Source organism: Pseudomonas sp. LBUM1647 (genome assembly GCF_059716175.1).
Genome location: NZ_CP166809.1, coordinates 5,108,975 through 5,132,216 on the forward strand (window position 1 = coordinate 5,108,975; position 23,242 = coordinate 5,132,216).

The 23,242-nt window shown below is 56.4% G+C and carries 20 protein-coding genes; all 20 read right to left on the reverse strand.

The features are described 5' to 3' along the window. Positions 1-66: 66 nt before the first annotated feature. A complete protein-coding gene (locus tag ACA059_RS23450) occupies positions 67-954 on the reverse strand; it encodes a CheW domain-containing protein (RefSeq protein WP_497631168.1) in 888 nt (295 codons plus the stop codon). Positions 955-1,069: 115 nt separating this feature from the next. Then, complete coding sequence (locus ACA059_RS23455) at positions 1,070-1,858, reverse strand: ParA family protein (protein ID WP_497631169.1); 789 nt, start codon at positions 1,856-1,858, stop codon at positions 1,070-1,072. A 43-nt stretch (positions 1,859-1,901) separates the two neighbouring features. After that, positions 1,902-2,792 (reverse strand): flagellar motor protein MotD, encoded by an 891-nt coding sequence (motD, locus tag ACA059_RS23460; protein WP_497631170.1) that lies wholly within the window; start codon positions 2,790-2,792, stop codon positions 1,902-1,904. 15 nt (positions 2,793-2,807) lie between these two features. Beyond that, entirely contained in the window at positions 2,808-3,548 is a 741-nt protein-coding gene (locus ACA059_RS23465; protein WP_497631171.1) for a flagellar motor protein, read from the reverse strand. After that, positions 3,548-4,678: a protein-glutamate methylesterase/protein-glutamine glutaminase gene (locus ACA059_RS23470; protein ID WP_497631172.1), complete on the reverse strand. Its 1,131-nt coding sequence runs from the start codon at positions 4,676-4,678 to the stop codon at positions 3,548-3,550. Before ACA059_RS23470 ends, ACA059_RS23465 begins: the two co-directional genes overlap by 1 nt. 49 nt (positions 4,679-4,727) lie before the next feature. Beyond that, complete coding sequence (locus ACA059_RS23475; RefSeq protein WP_497631173.1) at positions 4,728-6,977, reverse strand: chemotaxis protein CheA; 2,250 nt, start codon at positions 6,975-6,977, stop codon at positions 4,728-4,730. A gap of 14 nt (positions 6,978-6,991) precedes the next feature. Further along, positions 6,992-7,780, reverse strand: a complete 789-nt coding sequence (locus ACA059_RS23480) for a protein phosphatase CheZ (protein WP_008155819.1) — start codon at positions 7,778-7,780, stop codon at positions 6,992-6,994. Positions 7,781-7,811: 31 nt separating this feature from the next. After that, complete coding sequence (locus ACA059_RS23485) at positions 7,812-8,183, reverse strand: chemotaxis response regulator CheY (protein ID WP_003183998.1); 372 nt, start codon at positions 8,181-8,183, stop codon at positions 7,812-7,814. A gap of 167 nt (positions 8,184-8,350) precedes the next feature. Further along, positions 8,351-9,091: an RNA polymerase sigma factor FliA gene (gene fliA, locus ACA059_RS23490; protein WP_007894214.1), complete on the reverse strand. Its 741-nt coding sequence runs from the start codon at positions 9,089-9,091 to the stop codon at positions 8,351-8,353. Next, positions 9,088-9,918, reverse strand: coding sequence for a flagellar synthesis regulator FleN (gene fleN, locus ACA059_RS23495; protein WP_008001746.1), 831 nt, complete (start codon positions 9,916-9,918; stop codon positions 9,088-9,090). Before fleN ends, fliA begins: the two co-directional genes overlap by 4 nt. A 116-nt stretch (positions 9,919-10,034) precedes the next feature. Further along, entirely contained in the window at positions 10,035-11,363 is a 1,329-nt protein-coding gene (flhF, locus tag ACA059_RS23500; RefSeq protein WP_497631174.1) for a flagellar biosynthesis GTPase FlhF, read from the reverse strand. Between the two features lie 11 nt (positions 11,364-11,374). Next, positions 11,375-13,504: a flagellar biosynthesis protein FlhA gene (gene flhA, locus ACA059_RS23505; RefSeq protein ID WP_033053491.1), complete on the reverse strand. Its 2,130-nt coding sequence runs from the start codon at positions 13,502-13,504 to the stop codon at positions 11,375-11,377. A gap of 252 nt (positions 13,505-13,756) precedes the next feature. Continuing rightward, positions 13,757-17,275, reverse strand: a complete 3,519-nt coding sequence (locus tag ACA059_RS23510) for a glycosyltransferase (protein WP_497631175.1) — start codon at positions 17,273-17,275, stop codon at positions 13,757-13,759. A 122-nt stretch (positions 17,276-17,397) separates the two neighbouring features. Further along, entirely contained in the window at positions 17,398-18,024 is a 627-nt protein-coding gene (locus ACA059_RS23515) for an LbetaH domain-containing protein (protein ID WP_497631176.1), read from the reverse strand. Further along, positions 18,021-19,154, reverse strand: coding sequence for an aromatic ring-hydroxylating oxygenase subunit alpha (locus ACA059_RS23520; RefSeq protein ID WP_497631177.1), 1,134 nt, complete (start codon positions 19,152-19,154; stop codon positions 18,021-18,023). The genes ACA059_RS23515 and ACA059_RS23520 overlap by 4 nt, the downstream gene beginning before the upstream one ends. 48 nt (positions 19,155-19,202) lie before the next feature. After that, on the reverse strand, positions 19,203-19,841 hold the full coding sequence (locus ACA059_RS23525) for an acetyltransferase (RefSeq protein WP_497631178.1): 639 nt from the start codon (positions 19,839-19,841) through the stop codon (positions 19,203-19,205). A gap of 19 nt (positions 19,842-19,860) precedes the next feature. Then, a complete protein-coding gene (locus ACA059_RS23530) occupies positions 19,861-20,628 on the reverse strand; it encodes an SDR family NAD(P)-dependent oxidoreductase (RefSeq protein ID WP_497631179.1) in 768 nt (255 codons plus the stop codon). A gap of 46 nt (positions 20,629-20,674) precedes the next feature. After that, on the reverse strand, positions 20,675-21,715 hold the full coding sequence (locus ACA059_RS23535) for a ketoacyl-ACP synthase III (RefSeq protein WP_497631180.1): 1,041 nt from the start codon (positions 21,713-21,715) through the stop codon (positions 20,675-20,677). 5 nt (positions 21,716-21,720) lie between these two features. Beyond that, positions 21,721-21,942, reverse strand: a complete 222-nt coding sequence (locus ACA059_RS23540; RefSeq protein ID WP_497631181.1) for an acyl carrier protein — start codon at positions 21,940-21,942, stop codon at positions 21,721-21,723. Positions 21,943-22,041: 99 nt separating this feature from the next. Next, entirely contained in the window at positions 22,042-23,154 is a 1,113-nt protein-coding gene (locus tag ACA059_RS23545; protein ID WP_497631182.1) for a DegT/DnrJ/EryC1/StrS family aminotransferase, read from the reverse strand. Between the last annotated feature and the right edge of the window lie 88 nt (positions 23,155-23,242).

A 23,242-nucleotide genomic window follows, 5' to 3' on the forward strand; every position in this document is an offset into this window, starting at 1 on the left:
GCCCTAGCGGTGTGTGTTCTGTTGGCGGCATTCAACAATGCCGTCGCATACTTGTTATGTCGGCAGCTATGTCGGTTTGTGTAGCGGCTTGCTGCCGCTCATGTGCTTTGCCCCGCCGCTGGCGATCAACTCGGCCAGGGCGGAAACGTCCAGCAGCGCACACATGTGCTCAATCACCGTGCCGGCGAGCCATGGCCGCTGACCTCGATGACTTCTCCATTTGATTTCGTTCGGGTCCAGACGCAACGAGCGGCTGACCTGATGCACCGCCAGCCCCCATTCATAGCCCTGAACCGAAATAACGTATTGCAGGCCCTGACGGAAATCGTCGCGGTAGCGGTCGGGCATGACCCAACGCGCGGTGTCCAATACTTTCAGGTTGCCGGCCTGGCTCGGCAGGATCCCGAGGAACCATTCCGGCTGACCGAACAGCGGTGTCAGCTCGTGACCGGCCAGGGAATAAATCGAGCCCAGACACACCAGCGGCACCGCCAGGGTCAGCCCGGCGACGTCGAACAACAGGCATTCGAAAGGCTCGGCAGCCCAGGACGGGCGACCGTCGGTTTCCACTGGTGGTGGCGTGTTGCTCGGTGGCAGGTGGACTTCGACCACCGGCGGCACCAAGGCTTGCAGCAGCGGGGCGATGGTCGAGACTGGCGCCAGGATCGGTGCCGGGGCTTCGAGCACGGTAACCGGTGCTTTCTCGACGACTGGCGCTGCTGCGGGCGCGGCGACGGCGCCAGGTTTTTGCGCATCCCGGGCCTGTTCTTCGAGCACCGCAGCCTGGAACTCGTCCAGCGCTGCCTCAACCTCGACCGCTTCGACAACCTCGATGACTTCAACCAGTGCTTCGACTTCCAGCGGCAACTCTTCAGTCGCCTCCATCAGCAAACTGTCCAGATAGGACTGGAGCGCCAGCTGCGGACGCGAGGTGACCTTCACCGGCCGGTTCATGCGCGCACCACCGTAGGAGCTGCCGAAGGCTGCGATCTTTTGGCGGATTCGAAGGTGTCACAAAGCAAGATCAACAGATCGCAGCCTGCGGCAGCTCCTACAGGAATTGGGTTCATCAGGCCACCGCCGGGGCGAGTTGTGCGGCCAACAGGTGCTTGAGCAATGCGCGGTAGGCAAGAACGCCACGGCTCTTGCCGTCGAACTGCGAAGGCGTCACGCCGGCACGGCTGGCGTCGCGCAAGCGGGTATCGACCGGGATGTAGCCCTGCCAGATTTCTTCCGGATATTTGTCGCGCAACACCCGCAGCGTGCCGAGGGACGCCTGCGTGCGGCGGTCGAACAGGGTTGGCACGATGCTGAAGGGCAGCGCCTGTTTACGCGAACGGTTGATCATCGCCAGGGTATTGACCATGCGTTCCAGGCCTTTGACCGCCAGGTGTTCGGTCTGCACCGGTATCACCAATTGCTGGCTCGCCGCCAAGGCATTGACCATCAGCACGCCGAGCAACGGCGGGCTGTCGATCACGGCGTAATCGAAGTCCTGCCAAAGTTGCGCCAGGCTCTTGGCAATCACCAGGCCCAAGCCACTCTGCCCCGGTGACTGGCGCTCCAGGGTCGCGAGTGCGGTGCTTGATGGCAGCAGGGAAATACTCTCGTGGCTGGTGGGCAACAGCAACTGACCGGGCAAGCCTTGCGGCACACTGCCCTTGTGCAGGAACAGGTCGTAGCTGCTGTGCTCCAGGCTGTCAGGGTCGTAACCGAAGTAGCTGGTCATGGAGCCGTGGGGGTCGAGATCGACCACGACCACGCGCTTGCCCGCCTCGGCCAGTAAACCGGCTAAAGCGATAGAGGAAGTGGTTTTACCGACACCACCCTTTTGATTGGCGACTGCCCAGACTCTCATTCGGATTGTTCCTCCCGGTCGAAATGGTCGACCGAGAAATAGCTCAACGTATTAATGTGGGTGACGGAGAATTGACGGCACTCTCTCGTCCCGGCGACTTGACCGGGGTCGGTGCAGTTTGTGTGCCAGCACGCTTCAACGCCGCATCCGGATGCGCATTGGCGGTTCCGGTACCCGTGAGGCTGCGGCGTACATCGAGATTTCGTGACACCACCAGCACCACGCGACGGTTACGCGCCCGCCCCTCGGCAGTCGCGTTGTTGGCCACTGGCTGGAACTCGCCGTAACCCACCGACGCCAAGCGACCGGGGTTCACACCCTGCATCGCCAACATGCGCACGATGCTCGCCGAACGGGCCGAGGACAACTCCCAGTTGGTCGGGTATTGCGCGGTGCGGATCGGTTGATCGTCTGTGAAACCTTCGACGTGAATCGGGTTGTCGAACGGCTTCAGAATCGCGGCAACCTTGTCGATGATGTTGAACGCGATGTCGCTGGGCATGGCGTCGCCGCTGCCGAACAACAGGCTGGAATTGAGTTCGATCTCGACCCACAGTTCGTTGCCGCGAATGGTCATCTGGTTGGAGCTGATCAGGTCGCCGAACGCCGCGCTGATATCGTCGGCGATGCTTTTGAGCGGATCGCTGGCACCCGCGATACCGGCGTCGACCTGCTCGGCGTCTTTAACCAGCGGCTTGGCCGGGGTCACGGTCTTCGGTCGCTCGTCGCCGATCGGGATCGGTTTGAGCGCACGATCCGAATCGGTGAACACGCCAATCAACGCTTCCGAGATAACCTTGTACTTGCCTTCGTTGATCGACGAGATCGAGTACATCACCACGAAGAAAGCGAACAACAACGTAATGAAGTCGGCATACGAAACCAGCCAACGCTCATGGTTTACATGTTCTTCAGGTTGCCGACGACGAGCCATAGTCCATTACCCCCATCAATCCATGAAGCCCTGAAGCTTCAACTCTATAGAGCGAGGGTTTTCACCTTCGGCGATCGACAGAATGCCTTCCAACAACATTTCGCGATAACGCGACTGCCGCAAAGCGACAGACTTGAGTTTGGCGGCAATCGGCAGCAGCACCAGGTTGGCACTGGCCACGCCGTAGATGGTCGCGACAAAGGCCACGGCAATGCCGCTACCCAGTTGCGATGGATCGGCCAGGTTGCCCATGACATGGATCAGGCCCATCACCGCACCGATGATGCCGATGGTCGGCGCGTAGCCGCCCATGCTTTCGAAGACTTTGGCGGCTTCGATGTCGCGGCTTTCCTGGGTGTAGAAATCCACTTCCAGAATGCTGCGAATCGCTTCCGGCTCGGCGCCGTCCACCAGCAGTTGCAGGCCTTTGCGCGAGTAGTTGTCCGATTCGGCGTCGGCCACCCCTTCCAGACCGAGCAAGCCTTCCTTGCGTGCGGTCAGGCTCCAGTTGACGACGCGATCGACGCCACCGGCGAGGTCGATGCGTGGAGGGAACAGGATCCAGGCCAGAATCTGCATGGCGCGCTTGAAGGCGCTCATCGGTGACTGCAGCAGCGCCGCACCGACGGTTCCGCCGATAACGATCAACGCCGCCGGGCCGTTGGCCAGGGCGCCGAGGTGGCCGCCTTCAAGGTAGTTGCCGCCAATGATGGCGACAAACGCCATGATGATCCCGATGAGGCTTAAAACATCCATCAGATACAAGCCTCGACCAGATGCTTGCCAATATCGTCCAGGCCGTATACCGCGTCGGCGAGTTCGGCTTTGACGATGGCCATCGGCATGCCGTAGATCACGCAGCTGGCTTCATCCTGAGCCCAGATCGAGCTGCCGCCCTGCTTGAGTAGACGCGCGCCTTCGCGACCATCGGCGCCCATGCCGGTCAATACGACCGCCAGAACTTTGTCACCGTAGGACTTGGCCGCGGAACCGAAAGTGATGTCCACGCACGGCTTGTAGTTCAGACGTTCGTCACCCGGCAGGATTTTCACCGCGCCACGGCCGTCGATCATCATTTGCTTGCCACCCGGCGCCAGCAACGCCAGGCCCGGACGCAGGATGTCGCCATCCTCGGCTTCCTTGACGCTGATGCGGCAGAGCTTGTCCAGACGCTCGGCAAAGGCCTTGGTGAAGGCGGCCGGCATGTGCTGGATCAATACGATCGGTGCGGGGAAATTGGCCGGCAACTGGGTCAAAACCCGCTGCAAAGCAACCGGGCCGCCAGTGGACGTACCGATGGCGACCAGTTTGTAGGCTTTGCGTTTCGGCGTTGCCGACGACGAGGCTGGCGCGTGGGTACGCGCCGGAATCGGAGCCGGTGCCGGACGCGCAGGCGCGCTGCTGCCGTAGCTGCTGACGCTCGAAGGTGCAGGCGTCGGGGCGGGTGCGGCGACAGGTGCCGGAGCGCTGTAGGTGTTGGCGCGACGGTTACTGCGCGAAATACTGAGAATCTTCTCGCACAGCAGTTGCTTGACCTTCTCCGGATTGCGGGAGATGTCTTCGAAATTCTTCGGCAGGAAATCCACCGCGCCAGCGTCCAGCGCGTCGAGGGTTACCCGAGCGCCTTCGTGGGTCAGCGAGGAGAACATCAACACCGGGGTCGGGCAGCGCTGCATGATGTGCCGCACCGCCGTGATGCCATCCATCATCGGCATCTCGTAGTCCATGGTGATCACGTCTGGCTTGAGGGCCAGCGCCTGATCAATCGCCTCTTTTCCGTTGGTCGCCGTGCCGACGACCTGGATATTCGGATCCGCTGAAAGAATTTCCGAGACGCGGCGGCGGAAAAACCCCGAATCGTCCACCACCAGGACTTTAACTGCCATAAACACTCCGTTAGACGGAGCGAGGCTCAGTCGCCCCGCTCCACCAGAATCAAATACGCCGTGCGGCGTAACGCTTGAGCATGCTCGGAACATCGAGAATCAGCGCAATGCGGCCGTCACCGGTGATGGTGGCGCCGGACATGCCCGGGGTTCCCTGGAGCATTTTGCCCAATGGCTTGATGACCACTTCTTCCTGGCCCACCAGTTGATCGACGACGAAGCCGATCCGCTGAGTGCCCACCGAAAGGATCACCACATGGCCTTCGCGCTGCTCTTCATGAGCGGCGGAGCTGACCAGCCAGCGTTTGAGGTAGAACAATGGCAGCGCCTTGTCCCGCACGATCACCACTTCCTGGCCGTCCACCACGTTGGTGCGCGACAGGTCGAGGTGGAAGATCTCGTTGACGTTCACCAGCGGGAACGCAAACGCCTGGTTGCCCAGCATGACCATCAGCGTCGGCATGATCGCCAGGGTCAACGGGACCTTGATGACGATCTTCGAGCCCTTGCCCTTGGTCGAATAGATATTGATGGTGCCGTTGAGCTGGGCGATTTTGGTTTTCACCACGTCCATGCCCACGCCGCGTCCGGAGACATCGGAAATTTCGGTCTTGGTCGAGAAACCCGGCGCGAAGATCAGGTTGAAGCAATCGGATTCGCTGAGGCGATCCGCTGCATCCTTGTCCATCAAGCCTTTCTTCACGGCAATGCCGCGCAGAACATCGGCGTCCATGCCCTTGCCGTCATCGGAGATCGACAGAAGGATGTGGTCGCCTTCCTGTTCAGCGGACAGGATCACCTTGCCGCTGCGAGGCTTGCCCATCGCTTCACGCTCGGCCGGCTCTTCAATACCGTGGTCGACCGAGTTGCGCACCAAGTGGACCAGCGGGTCGGCCAGGGCCTCGACGAGGTTCTTGTCGAGGTCGGTTTCTTCGCCGACCAGTTCCAGGTTTATCTCTTTCTTGAGCTGGCGAGCCAAGTCGCGAACCAGACGCGGGAAACGCCCGAAGACCTTCTTGATCGGTTGCATCCGGGTCTTCATGACCGCGGTTTGCAGGTCGGCCGTGACCACGTCGAGGTTCGACACGGCCTTGGACATGGCTTCGTCGCCGCTGTTGAGGCCGAGACGGACCAAGCGGTTACGCACCAGTACCAACTCACCGACCATGTTCATGATTTCGTCGAGACGCGCGGTATCGACCCGCACGGTGGTCTCGGCTTCGCTGGCCGGTTTTTCCGGTGGCGGCGCGGACGGCGCACGAGCCGGAGCCGGTGCAGCAGCAGCGGCAGGCTTCGGCGCTTCGGCTTTAGGCTCGGGCGCTTTGGCAACGGGTTTCGGTGCAGCAGCCTTGGCAATTGGCGCCGCAACCGAAGCGCTGGCGCCCGACGCGGTACCGACTTCAGTGAACTTGCCTTTGCCGTGCAATTCGTCGAGCAGCGATTCGAACTCGTGATCGGAGATCAGATCGCCGCCAGCCGCTTTAGCGGTTGGTGCAACCGGGGCCGGGACCGCAGCAATCGCCGATTCCAGCGCATCAACGGCAAAGTTACCCTTGCCGTGAAGCTGATCGAGCAGTGCTTCGAACTCGTCGTCGGTGATATCGGAGCTGTCGCCTGCCGCTTTCGGGGCAGCCGGTGCGGCTGGTGCCGGGGCTACCGCATCGACGGCGAACTGGCCTTTACCGTGCAGTTGATCGAGCAACGACTCGAACTCGGCATCGGTGATTTCGTCGCTGGCCGCCGCATTGCTGCTCGGCGTTGGCACAGCTGCCGGGGCTTCTGCCTGAGCCTTGACGGCGTTCAGCGAATCCAGCAGTTGTTCGAATTCGTTATCGGTGATGTCACCCGATTCGCTCTCGGCGGCAGGTTCTTCCACCACCTCGGCGACAGGTGCCGTTTCATCGGCGGTTTGCGGCTCGGCCAGACGGGCCAGCGCTGCAAGCAATTCTGGTGTGGCAGCCGTGATCGGGCTGCGCTCGCGGACTTCGGTAAACATGCCGTTCACCGCATCCAGCGCTTCGAGAACCACGTCCATCAATTCCGAGTCGACGCGACGTTCACCCTTGCGCAGGATGTCGAACACGTTCTCGGCGATGTGACAGCACTCCACCAGCTCGTTGAGCTGGAGGAAGCCGGCGCCTCCTTTTACAGTGTGAAAACCGCGAAAAATTGCATTGAGCAAGTCCGCATCGTCTGGTCGGCTTTCAAGCTCGACCAGCTGTTCGGACAGTTGCTCTAGAATCTCGCCGGCCTCAACCAGGAAATCCTGAAGGATCTCTTCATCGGCGCCGAAGCTCATGTGTAGGGGTGCTCCTAGAATCCAAGGCTGGAAAGCAAATCGTCTACATCGTCCTGACCGGACACAACGTCTTCTCTTTTATCGGCATGAATCTGCGGACCTTCACCCTGAGAGAGATGTTTTTGCGGATCTTTTTCAGCCAGCATCGCTTCACGGTCATGTTCGATGCCCGCAAAGCGGTCCACCTGACTGGCCATAAGCACGAGCTTGAGCAGGTTGCTTTCAACTTCGGTGACCAACTGGGTTACGCGCTTGATCACCTGACCGGTGAGGTCCTGGTAATCCTGAGCGAGCAGAATGTCGTTGAGGTTGCTCGACACAACGCGATTGTCTTCGCTGCTCCGAGTCAGGAAACCGTCGACTCGCCGGGCCAGCTCGCGGAACTCTTCAGCCCCGACTTCGCGACGCATGAACCGTCCCCAGTCGGTGCTCAAGGCCTGGGCCTCGTTGCTCAGGCCGTTGACCAGCGGCGTGGCGTTTTCCACCAGGTCCATGGTGCGGTTGGCCGCGGCCTCGGTCAGCTTGACCACATAGCCCAGTCGCTCGGTGGCATCCGTGATCTGCGAGACTTCCTCGGCTTGCGGCATGTGCGGGTCAATCTGGAAATTGACGATCGCGCTATGCAGCTCGCGAGTGAGCTTGCCCACTTCCTGATACAGGCCACGGTCACGGGTCTGATTGAGCTCATGGATCAGTTGCACAGCGTCGCCGAACCTGCCTTTTTCAAGGCTTTCGACCAGTTCGACCGCGTGTTTTTTCAGAGTCGATTCGAAATCGCCCTGTGAAGACTCGTAATGCTCCATAGCTCCCCCCGTGGCGCAGTGGCTTCGCACATCAACCGATGCGTTCGAAAATCTTCTCGATTTTTTCTTTTAACGCCTGGGCCGTGAAGGGCTTGACCACATAGCCGTTAACACCGGCCTGGGCTGCCTCGATGATCTGCTCGCGCTTGGCTTCAGCGGTCACCATCAGCACCGGCAGGTGCTTGAGCTTTTCATCGGCACGCACGTGGCGCAGCAGGTCGATACCGGTCATGCCAGGCATGTTCCAGTCTGTTACCAGAAAGTCGATGCTGCCGCTGTTGAGGACCGGAATGGCAGTAGTGCCATCGTCGGCCTCGACCGTGTTGGTGAACCCAAGGTCACGCAACAGGTTTTTAATGATCCGCCGCATCGTTGAGAAGTCATCAACGATGAGGATTTTCATGTTCTTGTCCAATTCGACCTCCAAGCAGTCTTAAACGCGCCCAGCACCTGGACGCGCCATTTCAATCAATCCGGCAAAGCACTCAATGACTGTCTGGAGCACAACAGATCGGGACCGGTACGGTTCAACACCCCACCAGCCGCGTTCGCAGTGTCCCCACACTGCCTTCAGCGCGCTCGCCACTCCCCCAAACGCCCCCGCAAACGGGCCGCGCACTGGCTGTGTAACTGGCTGACCCGAGATTCGCTGACCCCCAGGACCTCACCGATTTCCTTGAGATTCAACTCTTCGTCGTAGTACAGCGCCAACACCAGTCGCTCACGCTCCGGCAAATTGGCAATCGCGTCCGCCAGCGCCGCCTGGAAGCGTTCATCTTCCAGATCGCGTGACGGCTCGAGATGAGCACTGGCGCCATCCTCGTGCAGCCCTTCGTGTTCGCCGTCCTGCAACAGATCGTCGAAACTGAATAACCGGCTGCCCAGGGTGTCGTTCAAAATCCCGTAATAATCGTCGAGACTCAATTGGAGTTCGGCCGCAACCTCGTGATCTTTAGCGTCACGGCCGGTTTTAGCTTCAATCGAGCGAATGGCGTCGCTGACCATCCGGGTATTGCGGTGGACCGAACGTGGCGCCCAGTCCCCCTTGCGTACTTCATCGAGCATCGCGCCGCGGATTCGAATGCCCGCGTACGTCTCGAAACTCGCGCCTTTGCTGGCGTCGTATTTGGTCGACACTTCAAGCAAGCCGATCATCCCGGCCTGGATCAGGTCTTCGACCTGGACACTGGCTGGCAGACGCGCCAGCAAGTGGTAGGCAATGCGTTTAACCAGTGGCGCGTAACGCTCGATCAGCTCGTACTGCGCGTCACGTGCCGACTTCTTGTAGAGGTTGTAGCCACTGGCTGTCATAGCACGGGTCCTGCCGTTTGTTGCACGAGGCGCTCGACGAAAAACTCCAGGTGCCCACGCGGGTTGGCAGGCAGCGGCCAGGTATCGACCTTCTGTGCAATGGCCTTGAACGCCAGTGAGCACTTGGACCGCGGGAAGGCTTCGTAAACGGCGCGCTGCTTCTGCACAGCCTTACGCACACTTTCGTCGTAAGGCACCGCGCCGACGTATTGTAAGGCGACGTCAAGGAAGCGATCCGTGACCTTGGTCAACTTGGCGAACAGGTTGCGGCCTTCTTGCGGGCTCTGGGCCATGTTGGCCAGGACGCGGAAGCGGTTCATGCCGTAATCGCGGTTCAGCAATTTGATCAGTGCGTAGGCATCTGTGATCGAGGTCGGTTCGTCGCAGACCACCAGCAAGACTTCTTGCGCTGCGCGAACGAAACTGACGACCGAGTCACCAATGCCCGCAGCGGTGTCGATCACCAGCACGTCGAGGTTGTCGCCGATATCGCTGAACGCCTGGATCAGGCCGGCGTGTTGAGCCGGGCTCAAATGAACCATGCTCTGTGTGCCGGACGCGGCCGGGACGATGCGAATGCCGCCAGGGCCTTGCAACAGTACGTCGCGCAGCTCGCAGCGGCCTTCGATCACGTCGGCCAAAGTACGTTTGGGTGTCAGCCCCAGCAGAACGTCGACGTTCGCCAGCCCCAGATCGGCGTCCAACAGCATGACGCGTCGACCGAGCTCTGCTAGAGCCAGGGACAAGTTCACTGACACGTTAGTCTTCCCGACGCCACCTTTGCCGCCGGTCACCGCGATCACCTGTACGGGATGCATGCTGCCCATGAATTTTCTTTACCTTGTCTTACTTAGACGGAGGCCACATTACTGGCTGCGCGTTCACTAACTGAACAATGCATGGCAGACCATCGATGTAGGTACAAAAACTGTTCATTAATACCTCAGCCGACCTGCTTGGTCGGGCTGTGGTAAATATCAGCGAACATGTCAGCCATGGCTTCTTCGCTGGGTTCTTCTTGCATTTGCACGCTGACGGCGCGACTGACCAACTGATGACGACGCGGTAGATGCAAATCATCCGGAATCCGCGGGCCATCGGTCAGGTAGGCCACCGGCAATTCATGACTGATGGCCAGGCTCAACACCTCGCCCAGACTTGCCGTTTCATCCAGTTTAGTCAGGATGCAGCCAGCGAGCCCACAACGCTTGTAACTGTGATAAGCGGCCGTTAGAACCTGTTTCTGGCTGGTGGTTGCCAGGACCAGGTAATTTTTTGATTTGATGCCACGACCGGCCAGGCTTTCGAGCTGCATGCGCAGTGCCGGATCGCTGGCCTGAAGGCCCGCGGTATCGATCAGCACCACGCGTTTGCGCAGCAAAGGCTCCATCGCCTGCACCAGCGACTGGCCCGGATCGACATGCGTCACCGACACATTGAGGATCCGGCCCAACGTCTTGAGTTGTTCCTGAGCACCAATACGGTAGCTGTCCATGCTGACCAGCGCGATATTCTGCGCGCCGTACTTGAGCACGTAACGGGCCGCGAGTTTGGCCAGGGTGGTGGTCTTGCCCATGCCGGCGGGGCCGACCATGGCAATCACGCCGCCCTCTTCCAGGGGCTCGATTTCCGGTGTGGCGATCATCCGCGCCAGGTGCGCCAGCAACATGCGCCAAGCCTGACGAGGCTCTTCAATATCGGTAATCAGCGCCAGCAAATCGCGCGACAACGGGCCGGACAGACCGATGCGTTGCAGGCGACGCCAAAGATTGGCCTGAGCCGGACGGCTGCCTTGCAGCTGATTCCAGGCCAGGGAGCCGAGTTGCACTTCCATCAGTTCGCGCAAGCTGTTGAGTTCGAAACGCATCGAGTCGAACGCCCGTGGGTCGACGCCACCGGAGACAGGTGCCACAGCCGGCGCAGGACGACGGGGTTCGGTGTAGGTCGGCTCGATCAGCGGCTCGGCGGCGGTCAGTGGCAGGCCGGCGAACAATTGGCGATTGGTGGACTTATCGCTCTCGCCATCGCTGCGCAGGCTCAGTTCGGCCTGGGCGGTGACGATCCGCGATTGGGTCTTGCGCAGCTCGTCTTCGAGTTCCATGTTCGGAACGCGCGGAGCCAGCGCCGACAATTTGTAATCCAGGGCAGCCGTCAGCTCGACACCACCGGCGATCCGGCGGTTGCCAATGATGGCGGCATCAGCGCCCAGCTCATCACGAACCAGCTTCATGGCCTGACGCATATCGGCGGCGAAAAAACGCTTAACTTGCATAAACCACTACCTCAGCCGTTGGGCCCTACTGTCGCAACGATGGTCACTTGCTTGTTGTCAGGAATTTCCTGGTAAGCCAACACATGCAAACCCGGGACTGCCAATCGGCCGAATCGCGACAGCATCGCGCGAACCGGACCGGCTACCAACAGAATCACCGGTTGACCTTGCATTTCCTGACGCTGCGCCGCATCGATCAACGAGCGTTGCAGTTTCTCAGCCATGCTTGGCTCCAGCAGAACGCCCTCTTCCGAGCCTTGTCCTGCCTTCTGAAGACTATTGAGCAATATTTGTTCCAACCTTGGCTCCAGGGTGATCACTGGTAGCTCGGAGTCAGTCCCTACAATGCTTTGGACGATTGCGCGGGATACGCCGACGCGAACCGCGGCCACCAGCGCGGCAGTATCTTGACTCTTGCTGGCATTGTTGGCGATGGCTTCGGCAATGCTGCGAATGTCCCGTACTGGCACCTGTTCGGCCAGCAAAGCCTGCAATACTTTGAGCAGCTGCGACAGAGACACCACGCCAGGCACCAGCTCTTCGGCCAGTTTTGGCGAGCTTTTGGCCAACAATTGCATGAGTTGCTGCACTTCTTCGTGACCGATCAACTCGCTCGAGTGCTTGTACAAAATCTGGTTCAAGTGGGTTGCCACTACCGTACTGGCATCGACCACGGTGTAACCGAGGGATTGCGCCTGGGCGCGCTGGCTGATTTCGATCCAGACCGCCTCCAGACCGAAAGCCGGATCTTTGGCGGTAATGCCGTTGAGCGTGCCGTAGACCTGGCCCGGGTTGATCGCCAGTTCGCGGTCCGGGTAAATCTCCGCTTCGGCCAGGATCACCCCCATCAGGGTCAGGCGATAGGCACTCGGCGCCAGGTCGAGGTTGTCACGGATATGTACGGTCGGCATCAGGAAGCCCAGGTCCTGGGACAGCTTCTTACGCACGCCCTTGATCCGCGCCAGCAACTGACCACCCTGATTGCGGTCCACCAGTGGAATCAGCCGGTAGCCGACTTCCAGGCCGATCATGTCGATCGGGGTGACGTCATCCCAGCCAAGCTCCTTGGTTTCCTGAGCGCGAGCGGGTGATGGTAGCAGTTCCTGTTGACGCTTGACCTCTTGCAGTGCCTGAACCTTGACCACGTTCTGCTTCTTCCAGAACAGGTACGCGCCGCCAGCCGCCAGGGCCGCCATGCTGAGAAAGGAAAAGTGCGGCATACCCGGCACGAGCCCCATCACCGCCATCAAACCGGCCGCCACGGCCAACGCTTTGGGCGAGGCGAACATCTGGCGATTGATCTGCTTGCCCATGTCTTCCGAACCGGAAGCACGGGTCACCATGATCGCTGCAGCTGTAGATAAAAGCAGTGATGGCAATTGCGCCACCAAACCGTCACCGATGGTCAACAAGGCGTACACCCGACCGGCATCGCCGAAGGTCATGCCGTGCTGGAAGATACCGACCGCCATGCCGCCGATCAGGTTGATGAACAGAATCAGCAGGCCGGCAATGGCGTCACCGCGAACGAACTTGCTGGCACCGTCCATGGAACCGTAGAACTCGGCTTCCTGTGCCACTTCCATCCGGCGCAACTTGGCCTGGTTCTGGTCGATCAGGCCGGCGTTCAAGTCAGCGTCGATGGCCATTTGTTTACCGGGCATCGCATCGAGGGTGAAACGCGCACTCACCTCGGAAATCCGCCCGGCACCCTTGGTCACCACGACAAAGTTGATGATCATCAAAATCGCGAAGACGACGATACCAACCACGTAGTTACCGCCGATCACAACCTCGCCGAAGGCCTGGATCACCTTGCCGGCGGCGGCATGGCCGTCCTGACCGTGGAGCATTACCACTCGCGTGGAGGCCACGTTCAGCGCCAGTCGCAACAGGGTCGCCACCAGCAGAATGGTCGGGAACACCGCAAAGTCCAGTGGCCGCAACGCGTAAACACAGACCAGCAAGACGACAATCGACAACGCGATGTTGAACGTGAAGAACACGTCCAGCAGGAACGGCGGCACCGGCAACATCATCATCGCCAGCATGACCAGCAGCAACAGCGGCACACCCAGATTGCCTCGACTTAAGTCGGCAACGTTTGTGCGGGCACTGTTGAGTAACTGAGAGCGATCCACCGGTTTTCCCCGTTCCTTTAAAGCAAACTTTTGACGCCTGAAGCAGACGCAGAGCCGCTATTGCAAGAAGCCTTCCAACTTTTGCGGGGCAGGATGAAATGACTTTGTCGCGGATCTAGCAGTGAGGTGGCCGAGGACTGCACCTCGAACTTCATTGCGATGCAAGTATCTCGGCGCATTTGAGGCACCGTATTATCGCTCCCCGCGTGACAGTAATGCCCGGAAGCGCTCTTGATCCCACCTCTGCTTACCTCAATCGGGCAGCCAGACCTTACGCCACGATACCAGCGCATCATCGTCGAGCATCCAGTCGCGCCGGACCACTTCACGCAAGGCATCGCCAGCACGGGCCGTTGCATCCAGATCAGCCAGATGCATGCGAATGGCCTCGACCCAGTCTTTAAAGCGATTTCTCACTCGAGTGACCGGCAGATCACCCTGGTAGCAAACCAGATCACTGCACACCACCGGGAAACCACACGCCCCATACTCCAGCAAGCGCAGATTGCTTTTGCATTCGTTGAACAGATTCTTTTCCACCGGCGCCAACGCCAGATCCAGATTCAGCTTGGCCAGTGCGGCCGGGTAAAGGCTGATCTCGACCCCACTATAGAACTCCTTCACATAGGGCCGCAGCTTGTCCGGACACATGCCGAAGAAGACCCAGTCCACTTCATGCGCCAACGCCTTGACCACATCGCCAATCAGTTCCAAATCGCCTGTATGGCTACTCCCTCCCGCCCAACCCACCCGCGGTTTGGCGCTGGCTCGACGCTGACTGACCGGTAACTCGCTCCACCAATCTGGGTCAAGGCGGTTTTTCATCACCCTGATATCAGGATGGAAGTCGTTTAATGCCTCGGCTAATGTCTCGGTCGATACTACAAAGCGATCCACATACGACAAGGCGCGACGCAAGGTGCGCACAATATCCTTGGGCATTTGCCCGCGGTAGATGCTTTTTAGCGGTAGGTTAGGCAGGTAATCATCCAGTTCAAAGACCTTGAAGGCTCTGGAAAAGGTCTGCAAGCGACGCATGGTTTTGAGCTGCTCTTCACCGATCTGCCGTTGCAAGATGATTGCATCGGGCGCAAGGCGCTCTACCTCAGTCAGCGGCAACAAAACTCCCGACAGTACTCCGTCGATTAAACCGGCTTTCTTCTGCGCATTGAACGGCTGGATCACCCGATAATGACCACACCCGTAACGATCGGCGGGATGTACCAACACTGTCGGCGAGGGTCGCCAGACTAGCGGACGCCAGCACAGCTGAGGGTCTGCGAACTGGAAGCCACTGCGCTGCATCAATGAAAAATTGAGATTGTAAGCCGGGTCGCGGGCCAGCACGGGGAGCCAACGTTCGTATAAAGCATCCTCGACCGTTTCTCCTATCGGCTCGGCCTGCACGCTATGCATTACTAGCGCGCGAGGCGTCCAGACTGTCAGATAGCCATGCCCACCGAGTCGAAGGCACAAATCAATGTCCGCCCCCGACTCAGGGAACTGCTCCGCATCCAACCCGCCGACGCCATCGAACAGCGCTTTGCGAACCATCAGACAGGCATCGGAAACTGCACTGTAACCCTGATCAACCAGCAAACGGTTCATGTACCCGGCAGAATCGATCTTTTCACCAACAAATGCCGGAGCCGCTGCACCCTGCAAGCCGAGGATTAACCCAGCATGGGTAATCTGACTGTCGCTGGAGACGGTTTTCGCCCCGACAACCCCCACTTCCTGACGCTGCGCATGGTTCAGCAACTCACCAAGCCACTGCCCCTGGAGAATTGCGGTATAGGAACGCAAGAACAGCAGGTATTCGCCTTCGGCATGATGTGCACCGATATTGTTCGCCGTCGACCGGTCCACAGCGTGCGTCAATCTAAGTACGCGGATGCGATTGGCCGAGATCTCTTCGATCGCTTGCAGCCACTGCCGAGCCTCGTCCGTCTGACTGGCATTGTCGACGATCAGTAATTCGTAATGCGGGTAAAGAGTTTGCTCCAGGACACTGAAAATACAACGCTGCACCCCTGCCAACTCGTCGCTCAGCACCAGCACGATCGACACCAACGGCTTGAACTCATGGCCGTAGTCAATCTGGTAGTGACCAGGCCGCGAGCTATTAATCAGCGCCTGTTTATAGCCACGCAGCCGAAGATGCTCGGCAATCGCGCGCCGCTCCCCCTCGTTTTCGCGCAACACTGCCGCCTGACTGATCAACAGCGGCTCGGGTATATGCCCAAAACCCGAGATCCCGCCCTGATTAATCAAACGTAAAATCAGCTCGAGCTCCAGCGCCTGCGTGTAAGCCGCGTCGAAACCACCGGCTTCCAATACCACCCCACGCCTGAATATCCAGTTGTGAGCCATGGCCGTTGGGAAACTAAGTAAATAATCCAGATTAAAATCTGGCCGCAAGGCGATGCCAGTGTCACCATTGCTCTGACGGAGAATTCCATCACAAAAAACCGCACGGCAATCGGGATTCGGCAACAGTTCCAATCCGGCAATCAGCAAACCGCTACGAGTGAATTCATCTCCCGCCTTGACCAAGAGACACCACTCGAACTCCCCTACCCGCAACAATTGATTGATTTGCGCTACGTAGTCCGACTGCAATGGTACGAAATGCAGCATCTCATCTGTGGACGTCTCTGGAGACTCATTAGGCGTCAGCACCAGCACTTTCAGCGCGTCATAAAAATTGTGCTCACCCGCCAGACTCTGCAAGGTGCGCATCAACGCCTGAGGCTCACCCAACAGATCCAACACAATCACCCCAATCAACGGGCCGCCGCCGTTCGCTTGCAGGTAGCTGTCAATCATCTGGTGGTGAATTTGGCTTGGCACCCGTGCAGCAATCCAGCGCCGCTGTTGTTCCGCCAAAACCTCCTTGGCATGGCTCCGTTGCAGCAGCTCCAGGATGTCTACTTTTTCGAATATCCCTTCGCCATTCATTGGCGAAACCGATACCAAACAATTTCCAGGATTTTCCTGACTCCAGCCTAACTCTCTAAGGCTGCGCTTGAAGTCGGCATGACCGTTATTTCCGATTCCGGGCTGATCGCGCCCCAGTTGACTACCCTGCTCGACAGACACACGAAAATCTGACAATGGTTGTTTAAGCAAAGCCAGGTTGCCCTTTTGCAGGAGCTTCACATACATCGCCAGATCGCCAACCCAGTAAATCAAACAACCGTTGAGCGACATTAAATCGTCACCCAAGGCCAATAGATCTTCACGACGACAGAGTACACAACTCGGTTCACCAATGAAGTTGAGGGTATGCTCCCCGAGGAACGACGTCAGCTCCGAGCCATTGATCACTACATCGGTCGAAAAGGGGAACGCTGTAGCAATAATATCCGGCAGATGCGCCCCCTCAGAGTCCACCAGCCGCCGGCGCGACGAAGCGATAGAGATAGAAGGGTCGCCCTCCATGGCGGCGACGAGTTCAGCCACACAATCTGGATGTAGAACATCATCATCATGGAGAAATTTTATGTACTTGCCGCTGGCAATTTTTATACATTCAATCGCGTTAAAAAGTTCCCCGCGCGGCTGTTCGTTAAACTCATAACGAATAGAAACCCCAGTAGACTCTTGATACTGGCGCACCAATGCACTGATTGTGTCGGTGCGCGAGTCATCACAGACTACAATTTCCAAAGGCCCATAGGTTTGCCGACAAGCACTGGCCAGCGCTGCGTCAAAATACATTGTTTTGTAGGCAGGAATAACCACACTAACAAGTGGCTTGTCGTTCATATAAACCTTCTTGATTACTAACGCCAACATGCTGCACTCAGTATTAGCCGCAGCTTACCGCAATAAAGCCTCAAGCATTAGACTGCAGCAAGACAACACTAAAAGCCCCACAGACTAAAAATCTAACTATATTTTTTTAAGATTCTGGCGCCATCAGGCATTAAGCGATCATAAAAAGATTGATCCGGAATTATTTCCGGCAGCTGCCCACCCAATAACCATTCACAATGGTGGCCGATTTTTGTTCCCTCCAGTGCAAAACTTCCAGTGGAAAGCGTAGTGCCTTTTCCAACCACCACCCCCCGCCCCAAAGTCACCCCGGAAAACAGCGTCACGCATGAGCCCAAACGCACCGAACGGTCTATCGTGACCTGGCGATCCAACCAGCAGCCCACACCAACAACACTTTTACCGGCGAGGTTACAGCCAGCCCCAACATAAACATTCCCCATCAGCTGGACACCATCCTCGACAATCGCCTTAGGTGATACCAAATTAAATAATTGATAGCCCGCCAATCGAACTTGCGCAATCAATTTGTGTCGAGAGTAATTTACTGCGCGCTCATCTAACGCGACAAAAACCTGGGTATCGCTCGAAGCATAGCTTGCAAAAAAATCATTAAGCTGAAAGTTATAACGATCCGCTGAAGGCAACTCCAACCTTACGCTGGCCATCCCCAGATCGTCCGCTACTCGGCAGGCGCACTCCAGTGCTTCGCCCTCACCCAATACAACATAGTTCGTCATATCTTCTCCCCTAGTACATGGGTTCGATACCAGAGATGCTGCTGAACTATATGGGCCTCGTATTCTCCATGCATAAATCGACGTGAATGCTCTCCCAACCCATCCTGCAAGCGCTCTAGAATAACAGTATCCTCCGCAATAACCGTCCGCTCCCCACGAATAAGCGCCGACAATAACGCCGTAAAGTCGGTACGCTCATCCTTTCGCGTTGCCGTCATCATCCACAGATGGTAATCGGTGACTCCTGGCGACACCGGATCGTACTGCTGCAGCAAAAAATGCTCACCCTTCACACTACAAAAATTTACATTAGGGTATATAAACCAGTTGTAGTAGGCCTGTTCATCACCGTACTTATTACACAGAGAGGCAAACCAGTTCTCATAAGGCTTAATCGAAGCCTTCGAACTATAACTTAGACACCCAAGCTCTGGAGCCACACCTGAATCTATTAACTGGACCACCTTCGAAGGTTCCTTCGAGTCCACAACAGGAAGCTCTTTCACCATCTGGGCCATCGCAGGCATAAACGTTTTCGAGTGAACGAAAGGCACATGATTATAGTCTTTGACGTTCTCCATATTTAACTTCCAGTTGTATCGCACGCGATGACAACTGTAGATCACCTGAGAATCCAAATAAGACGACACCTCTCTCAACTGCTCAAGAAAATTATCAGAGAACTGTTCCGTCAACGCGATCGGATTTTCCGAAAAATTAATAAAAAGCAACTGCCCTATTTCTGCCACCTGCAGCTTCTTCAGGCAAATTTTCTCTCGCTCTGCCGCATTGAACTGATAAAGCCCATCATTTGGCATACCACGAAACTCACCCTCAGCCCCAAAAGACCACGCGTGATAAGGGCAGACTAATGGGCGCTTGCCGACGCTGCTGGTCTGAATGGGCGACAGTCGATGCGGGCACTCATTGATAAAGGCACGAATACCGGCCTCGGTACGCTGAATAAGAATAGGCGTACCTGCAACCTTTCGAGTGAAGAACTGGTTACGCTCGCGCACCATCGAGCTGAAACCGACAAAGCTCCACAATTTACCAAAAAGCTTCGCGCGCTCAAGCGAGAGCGTTTCCGGACTGGTGTAGTGCATTCCATCCAAAGCATGACGCGGCATAAACTTACCCGTAAAGATTCGTGACCAGCCAACGCCGACCTGAGGCTCTTATAATTTCTTGTTGAATATAACTCGTGCTGGGTTACCGACTACAGTCGCCCCCGCAGGGACATCATTAAAAACCACGGCCCCCATACCAATTACTGCGCCTTCACCCACACTGACGCCACGAGCAAGCATGGCCCCGGAATTGATCACCACTCCATTTTCGATCTTTACATAGCCTGCCAACAAACACCTAGGCGCGATATGAACGTAATCGCCAATAACCACATCGTGACCGATCATGGTTTCCTGATCGATAAAGCCGTAATCGCCTATCTTGCAGTCAACACCACAGCTGGCGTCATAACCAAAAAAAGTCGAGCCCCAAGTACTTCGGGCACCTAATTGGCAGCGAGTACGGATGGCAACAAACTCTGCGCCCTTATCGAGTAGGAGCTTCACCTGCCTTTGGCGGCTTGACGGATCCCCTATGGCGACAACAAACAGGTGCTCTGGTTCGGGCTCAAAGTGCTCGGGATATCCTAACCAAGGGTAGTACAGAGATTCGGAAACTACCTCCGGCCCCCGCTCGTCTACAAAACCGCCAATCACCCAGTCTATACCGTGGGAGTAATCAATCTGTAGCTGAGCCAACACCTGGCGCCCGAGCCCTCCGGCGCCCAAAATGATTATTTTCTTCATGCCCAAGCTCCTTCGGCCCCTAACTGATCGTTAGTCCACCGTCCATCACTAACGTTGTGCCCGTTACCCAACGGCTGGCACTTGAGAGCATGAAGATCGCAGCGTTAGCGACATCCTCAGGTTTGCCAAAGCCCAAAGGATGACGTTCAAGTTGCTGAGTCATAGAGCCCATCATTTTGACCGCCTCATCAAACAGCGGCGTTTCGACCAATGACGGCGACAAGCAGTTGACGCGAATGCGCCGCTTGATGACCTCCAGTGCCAGACACCGTGACATAGCGATCAAGGCCGCTTTGGTTCCGGAGTAAGCCCCAACCCCCGGCACGCCAATGTGGGCAGCGATAGAGGAAATAAACAAAATTGATCCATCTACAGCCATCAGGTTGCGCTTCAATATGCCCTGACTGAGCAACATTGGAGCCTCGACATTGATAGTTTGAAGCTCTCTCAGATGACCCTCGCTCATCATGCGAGTTGGACAAAGCCGAGAAATACCTGCGCTATGCACCAAACCATGGATCTCTGAACCAAGTGCCTCCACTACCGCTTCGCGCCCTGCAGTAAGAGTCAGGTCAGCCTCAATCATTCGATGAGGCAAATCCGAAATACTCAGCAGCTCATCAAAAGTCTTCGTCAAACGACCCTGATCACGGCCCGTGATAATCAGCTCTGCGCCCATCCGGGCGCAGCTCAACGCAATAGCCTGCCCCAAACCGGAACTTGCGCCGGTCACCAACACGCGCTTGCCCGCCAAGCTAAACGGATTAAAACTGGTATCGGCACTCACCACCATATTCTCCAACTAATTTTTTTCAGATACTTATAATCGGATATCAGGACTCGACCAGGTCAGGAAACTTCGCTCCCTGGATGTCGATCAAGCAGGTGCCCCATGACAAGCCGATACCGAATCCCGACATCAAGACGCGTTTAGGCCCATCTTCAAGCTGCTTGTTGATCCGAACGGTCATGGTCAATGGTAAAGAAGCACCACTTGTATTACCGAAGTCACGCAAAGTGGAAGGAACTTTTTCTATAGGAAGAGCCAGCTTTTTCCGGATAGTTTCATTAATCATACGATTGGCCTGATGGAAAATAAAATAATCCACCTCTTCTTTCGAAGTATTCGCGTACTCAAGCAATTTTTCTACCGCAGGAGGAATCCGCTGAGTCGAGAAACTTAATACGGCAGTGCCATCAAGCTGAAGATCGATACCACGCCTCCAGTGATCGTTTTCATCTTCACGAAACGGAATCAAGTGTTGAATGTTGACTGGCTCGCGATGCCCTCCTACGGGTAATATAATTGCTTTGTGGCCGCTACCGTCGCTGTTCAAATCAAAATGCATCGGCGGCGCGTCAACACAAAACTCCAAAGCCGTTGCGGTTCCTGCATCGGAGAAAATCGGGTCGCTCAAACTTGCGCCGCGATCTCCGACCAGCACAAGTCCTTTCTTCACCCCGCCAGCAGCAATCATTGACCCGAGCAGATGCAGGCCAAATGGGTAGCCCGAGCACCCCAGATTGACATCAAAGGCCAGCGTCGAATGAGCCAGACCCAAACGATCCTGAAGAATGATCGCAGTGGCAGGCGCGGGGTAGTCTGGCGACTGGGTCACAACAATAAGCGCATCAATTTCCTCGCGCTTCCACTCCAGACTTTCCAACAACTTTTCGGCCGCATCGAAAGCCAAATCGGAGAAACACTGCCACTCCTGCGATAGTCGCCGAAACTCGATACCGATGTTGCGGACCAACCTCTCGCGCTCCTGACGAAGTTGTGGTTTGCAATCAGTCAGATTGGAAACAATGCGTGTTGGGACGCAGGTTGCCATTCCAGCGAAGCGCACAGATTTCAACGTAGCAAGTGGCATATCAACTAACCTAGCAAGTTATAAAGATCACCGACAGTGATAGCCTTTTCCAGGTCATCCCCAGTGATTACTTTTTGATATTCCATGTCAAACATGACTATAACGCCCAGCGCTGCCAGAGAATCCCATTCAGGCAGGTTCCGCAACTCGGATTCCATACTGATTTCAATCGGAACCTGAAAATCTGTGGCAGAAAGGAAGTTTTCAATAAATTGTTCTTGGTTCATCCCACAACTCCATCAGTTAATAAATTGCAATGCAACATCATTTTACTGCCCGGAAACAGCACCTTCCAATGACTTGCTCCTCTCCAGCACAATAAATATTTAATCACAACCAGCGCGAATAATTGATACGATTTTTTCGACATCCGTCAACTCAAGCCCTGGATAAATCGGTAGGCAAATAACTTTTCTTGCCACCTCCTCAGCATTAGACAGCGGATGCCGGCGCAACTCCGCCATTTCTTTATACACAGCCAACTCGGTAATCAGCGGATAGAAATAGCGGCGCGCAAATATATTGTGTTCTTGCAGTAAATTATAAAGCTGGTCCCGAGTCAATCCATACTCAGCCCCCACCAAAATGGGGAAATAGGCGTAGTTCGAAACTTGCAATGGCGCTGGCGGCTTCAGCTCGATTCCTGGTATAAACCCAAGTTGCGCGCGATAGAAGCTATCGATCTCCTTACGCTGCTGTAAGGCGTGATCAATGTGCTGTAACTGCAAGAGCCCAAACGCTGAGTTAAGTTCACTCATTTTTCCGTTAATACCACAGGTCACTACCGTGACCTCATCGACGAAACCGAAATTTCTTAACTGATCAACATGCAACTTGGTTTCTGCATCAGGACTGATAATTGCCCCACCCTCAAAAGTATTAAATACTTTGGTGGCATGCAGACTCAATACACTGAGGTTGCCATGACGCAGAATACTGCCGCCCTTATCCTGCACACCAAAGGCATGCGCTGCATCATAAATAACCCGCAGACCATGTTTATCGGCAATACGCTGGATCGCCTCAACATCGCAGGAATTACCATAACAATGCACCGGCATAATAGCGGTCGTCTGCGCAGTGATGGCCCGCTCTATTTTCTCCGGATCAATATTGAAGGTCTGCGGATTAATATCAACAAACACCGGAGTCAGTCGATTCCAAACCAACGCATGGGCCGTGGCAACGAAGGAATAAGGAGTGGTAATAACCTCTCCGACCACCTGCAACGCTTGCAGCGCAGTAATCAGCGCCAGCGTACCATTGGTGAATAACGACAAATGCCCTACACCCAAGTAACGAGCTAATGCCTGCTCTAACTCTTGGTGGAAGGGGCCGTTGTTGGTCAGCCGCTTGTTGTGCCATATCTGCTTGAGATAGGGAATAAACTCTTCCAATGGCGGTAAGAGCGGACTGGTAACCGAGATTATTTTTTCCATGCAGTATTATTTCTTGTCGGACCAAGCATCCTAACGGAGGAATTAAATCCCCCCCACCCCATCTCCAGGCCATATCTGGCAGACGCTG

Excerpts from the sequence above, each read along its gene's own strand:
- ACA059_RS23450 (WP_497631168.1), bottom strand. The coding sequence starts at position 954 with ATGAACCGGCCGGTGAAGGTCACCTCGCGTCCGCAGCTGGCGCTCCAG.
- fleN (WP_008001746.1), bottom strand. The coding sequence starts at position 9,918 with ATGGGCAGCATGCATCCCGTACAGGTGATCGCGGTGACCGGCGGCAAA.
- ACA059_RS23465 (WP_497631171.1), bottom strand. The coding sequence starts at position 3,548 with ATGGATGTTTTAAGCCTCATCGGGATCATCATGGCGTTTGTCGCCATC.
- ACA059_RS23520 (WP_497631177.1), bottom strand. The coding sequence starts at position 19,154 with ATGCCGCGTCATGCTTTGGATGGAATGCACTACACCAGTCCGGAAACG.
- flhF (WP_497631174.1), bottom strand. The coding sequence starts at position 11,363 with ATGCAAGTTAAGCGTTTTTTCGCCGCCGATATGCGTCAGGCCATGAAG.
- ACA059_RS23540 (WP_497631181.1), bottom strand. The coding sequence starts at position 21,942 with ATGAACCAAGAACAATTTATTGAAAACTTCCTTTCTGCCACAGATTTT.
- ACA059_RS23545 (WP_497631182.1), bottom strand. The coding sequence starts at position 23,154 with ATGGAAAAAATAATCTCGGTTACCAGTCCGCTCTTACCGCCATTGGAA.
- ACA059_RS23510 (WP_497631175.1), bottom strand. The coding sequence starts at position 17,275 with ATGAACGACAAGCCACTTGTTAGTGTGGTTATTCCTGCCTACAAAACA.
- ACA059_RS23475 (WP_497631173.1), bottom strand. The coding sequence starts at position 6,977 with ATGAGCTTCGGCGCCGATGAAGAGATCCTTCAGGATTTCCTGGTTGAG.
- motD (WP_497631170.1), bottom strand. The coding sequence starts at position 2,792 with ATGGCTCGTCGTCGGCAACCTGAAGAACATGTAAACCATGAGCGTTGG.
- ACA059_RS23485 (WP_003183998.1), bottom strand. The coding sequence starts at position 8,183 with ATGAAAATCCTCATCGTTGATGACTTCTCAACGATGCGGCGGATCATT.
- fliA (WP_007894214.1), bottom strand. The coding sequence starts at position 9,091 with ATGACAGCCAGTGGCTACAACCTCTACAAGAAGTCGGCACGTGACGCG.
- ACA059_RS23470 (WP_497631172.1), bottom strand. The coding sequence starts at position 4,678 with ATGGCAGTTAAAGTCCTGGTGGTGGACGATTCGGGGTTTTTCCGCCGC.
- ACA059_RS23480 (WP_008155819.1), bottom strand. The coding sequence starts at position 7,780 with ATGGAGCATTACGAGTCTTCACAGGGCGATTTCGAATCGACTCTGAAA.
- ACA059_RS23455 (WP_497631169.1), bottom strand. The coding sequence starts at position 1,858 with ATGAGAGTCTGGGCAGTCGCCAATCAAAAGGGTGGTGTCGGTAAAACC.
- ACA059_RS23525 (WP_497631178.1), bottom strand. The coding sequence starts at position 19,841 with ATGAAGAAAATAATCATTTTGGGCGCCGGAGGGCTCGGGCGCCAGGTG.
- ACA059_RS23515 (WP_497631176.1), bottom strand. The coding sequence starts at position 18,024 with ATGACGAACTATGTTGTATTGGGTGAGGGCGAAGCACTGGAGTGCGCC.
- ACA059_RS23535 (WP_497631180.1), bottom strand. The coding sequence starts at position 21,715 with ATGCCACTTGCTACGTTGAAATCTGTGCGCTTCGCTGGAATGGCAACC.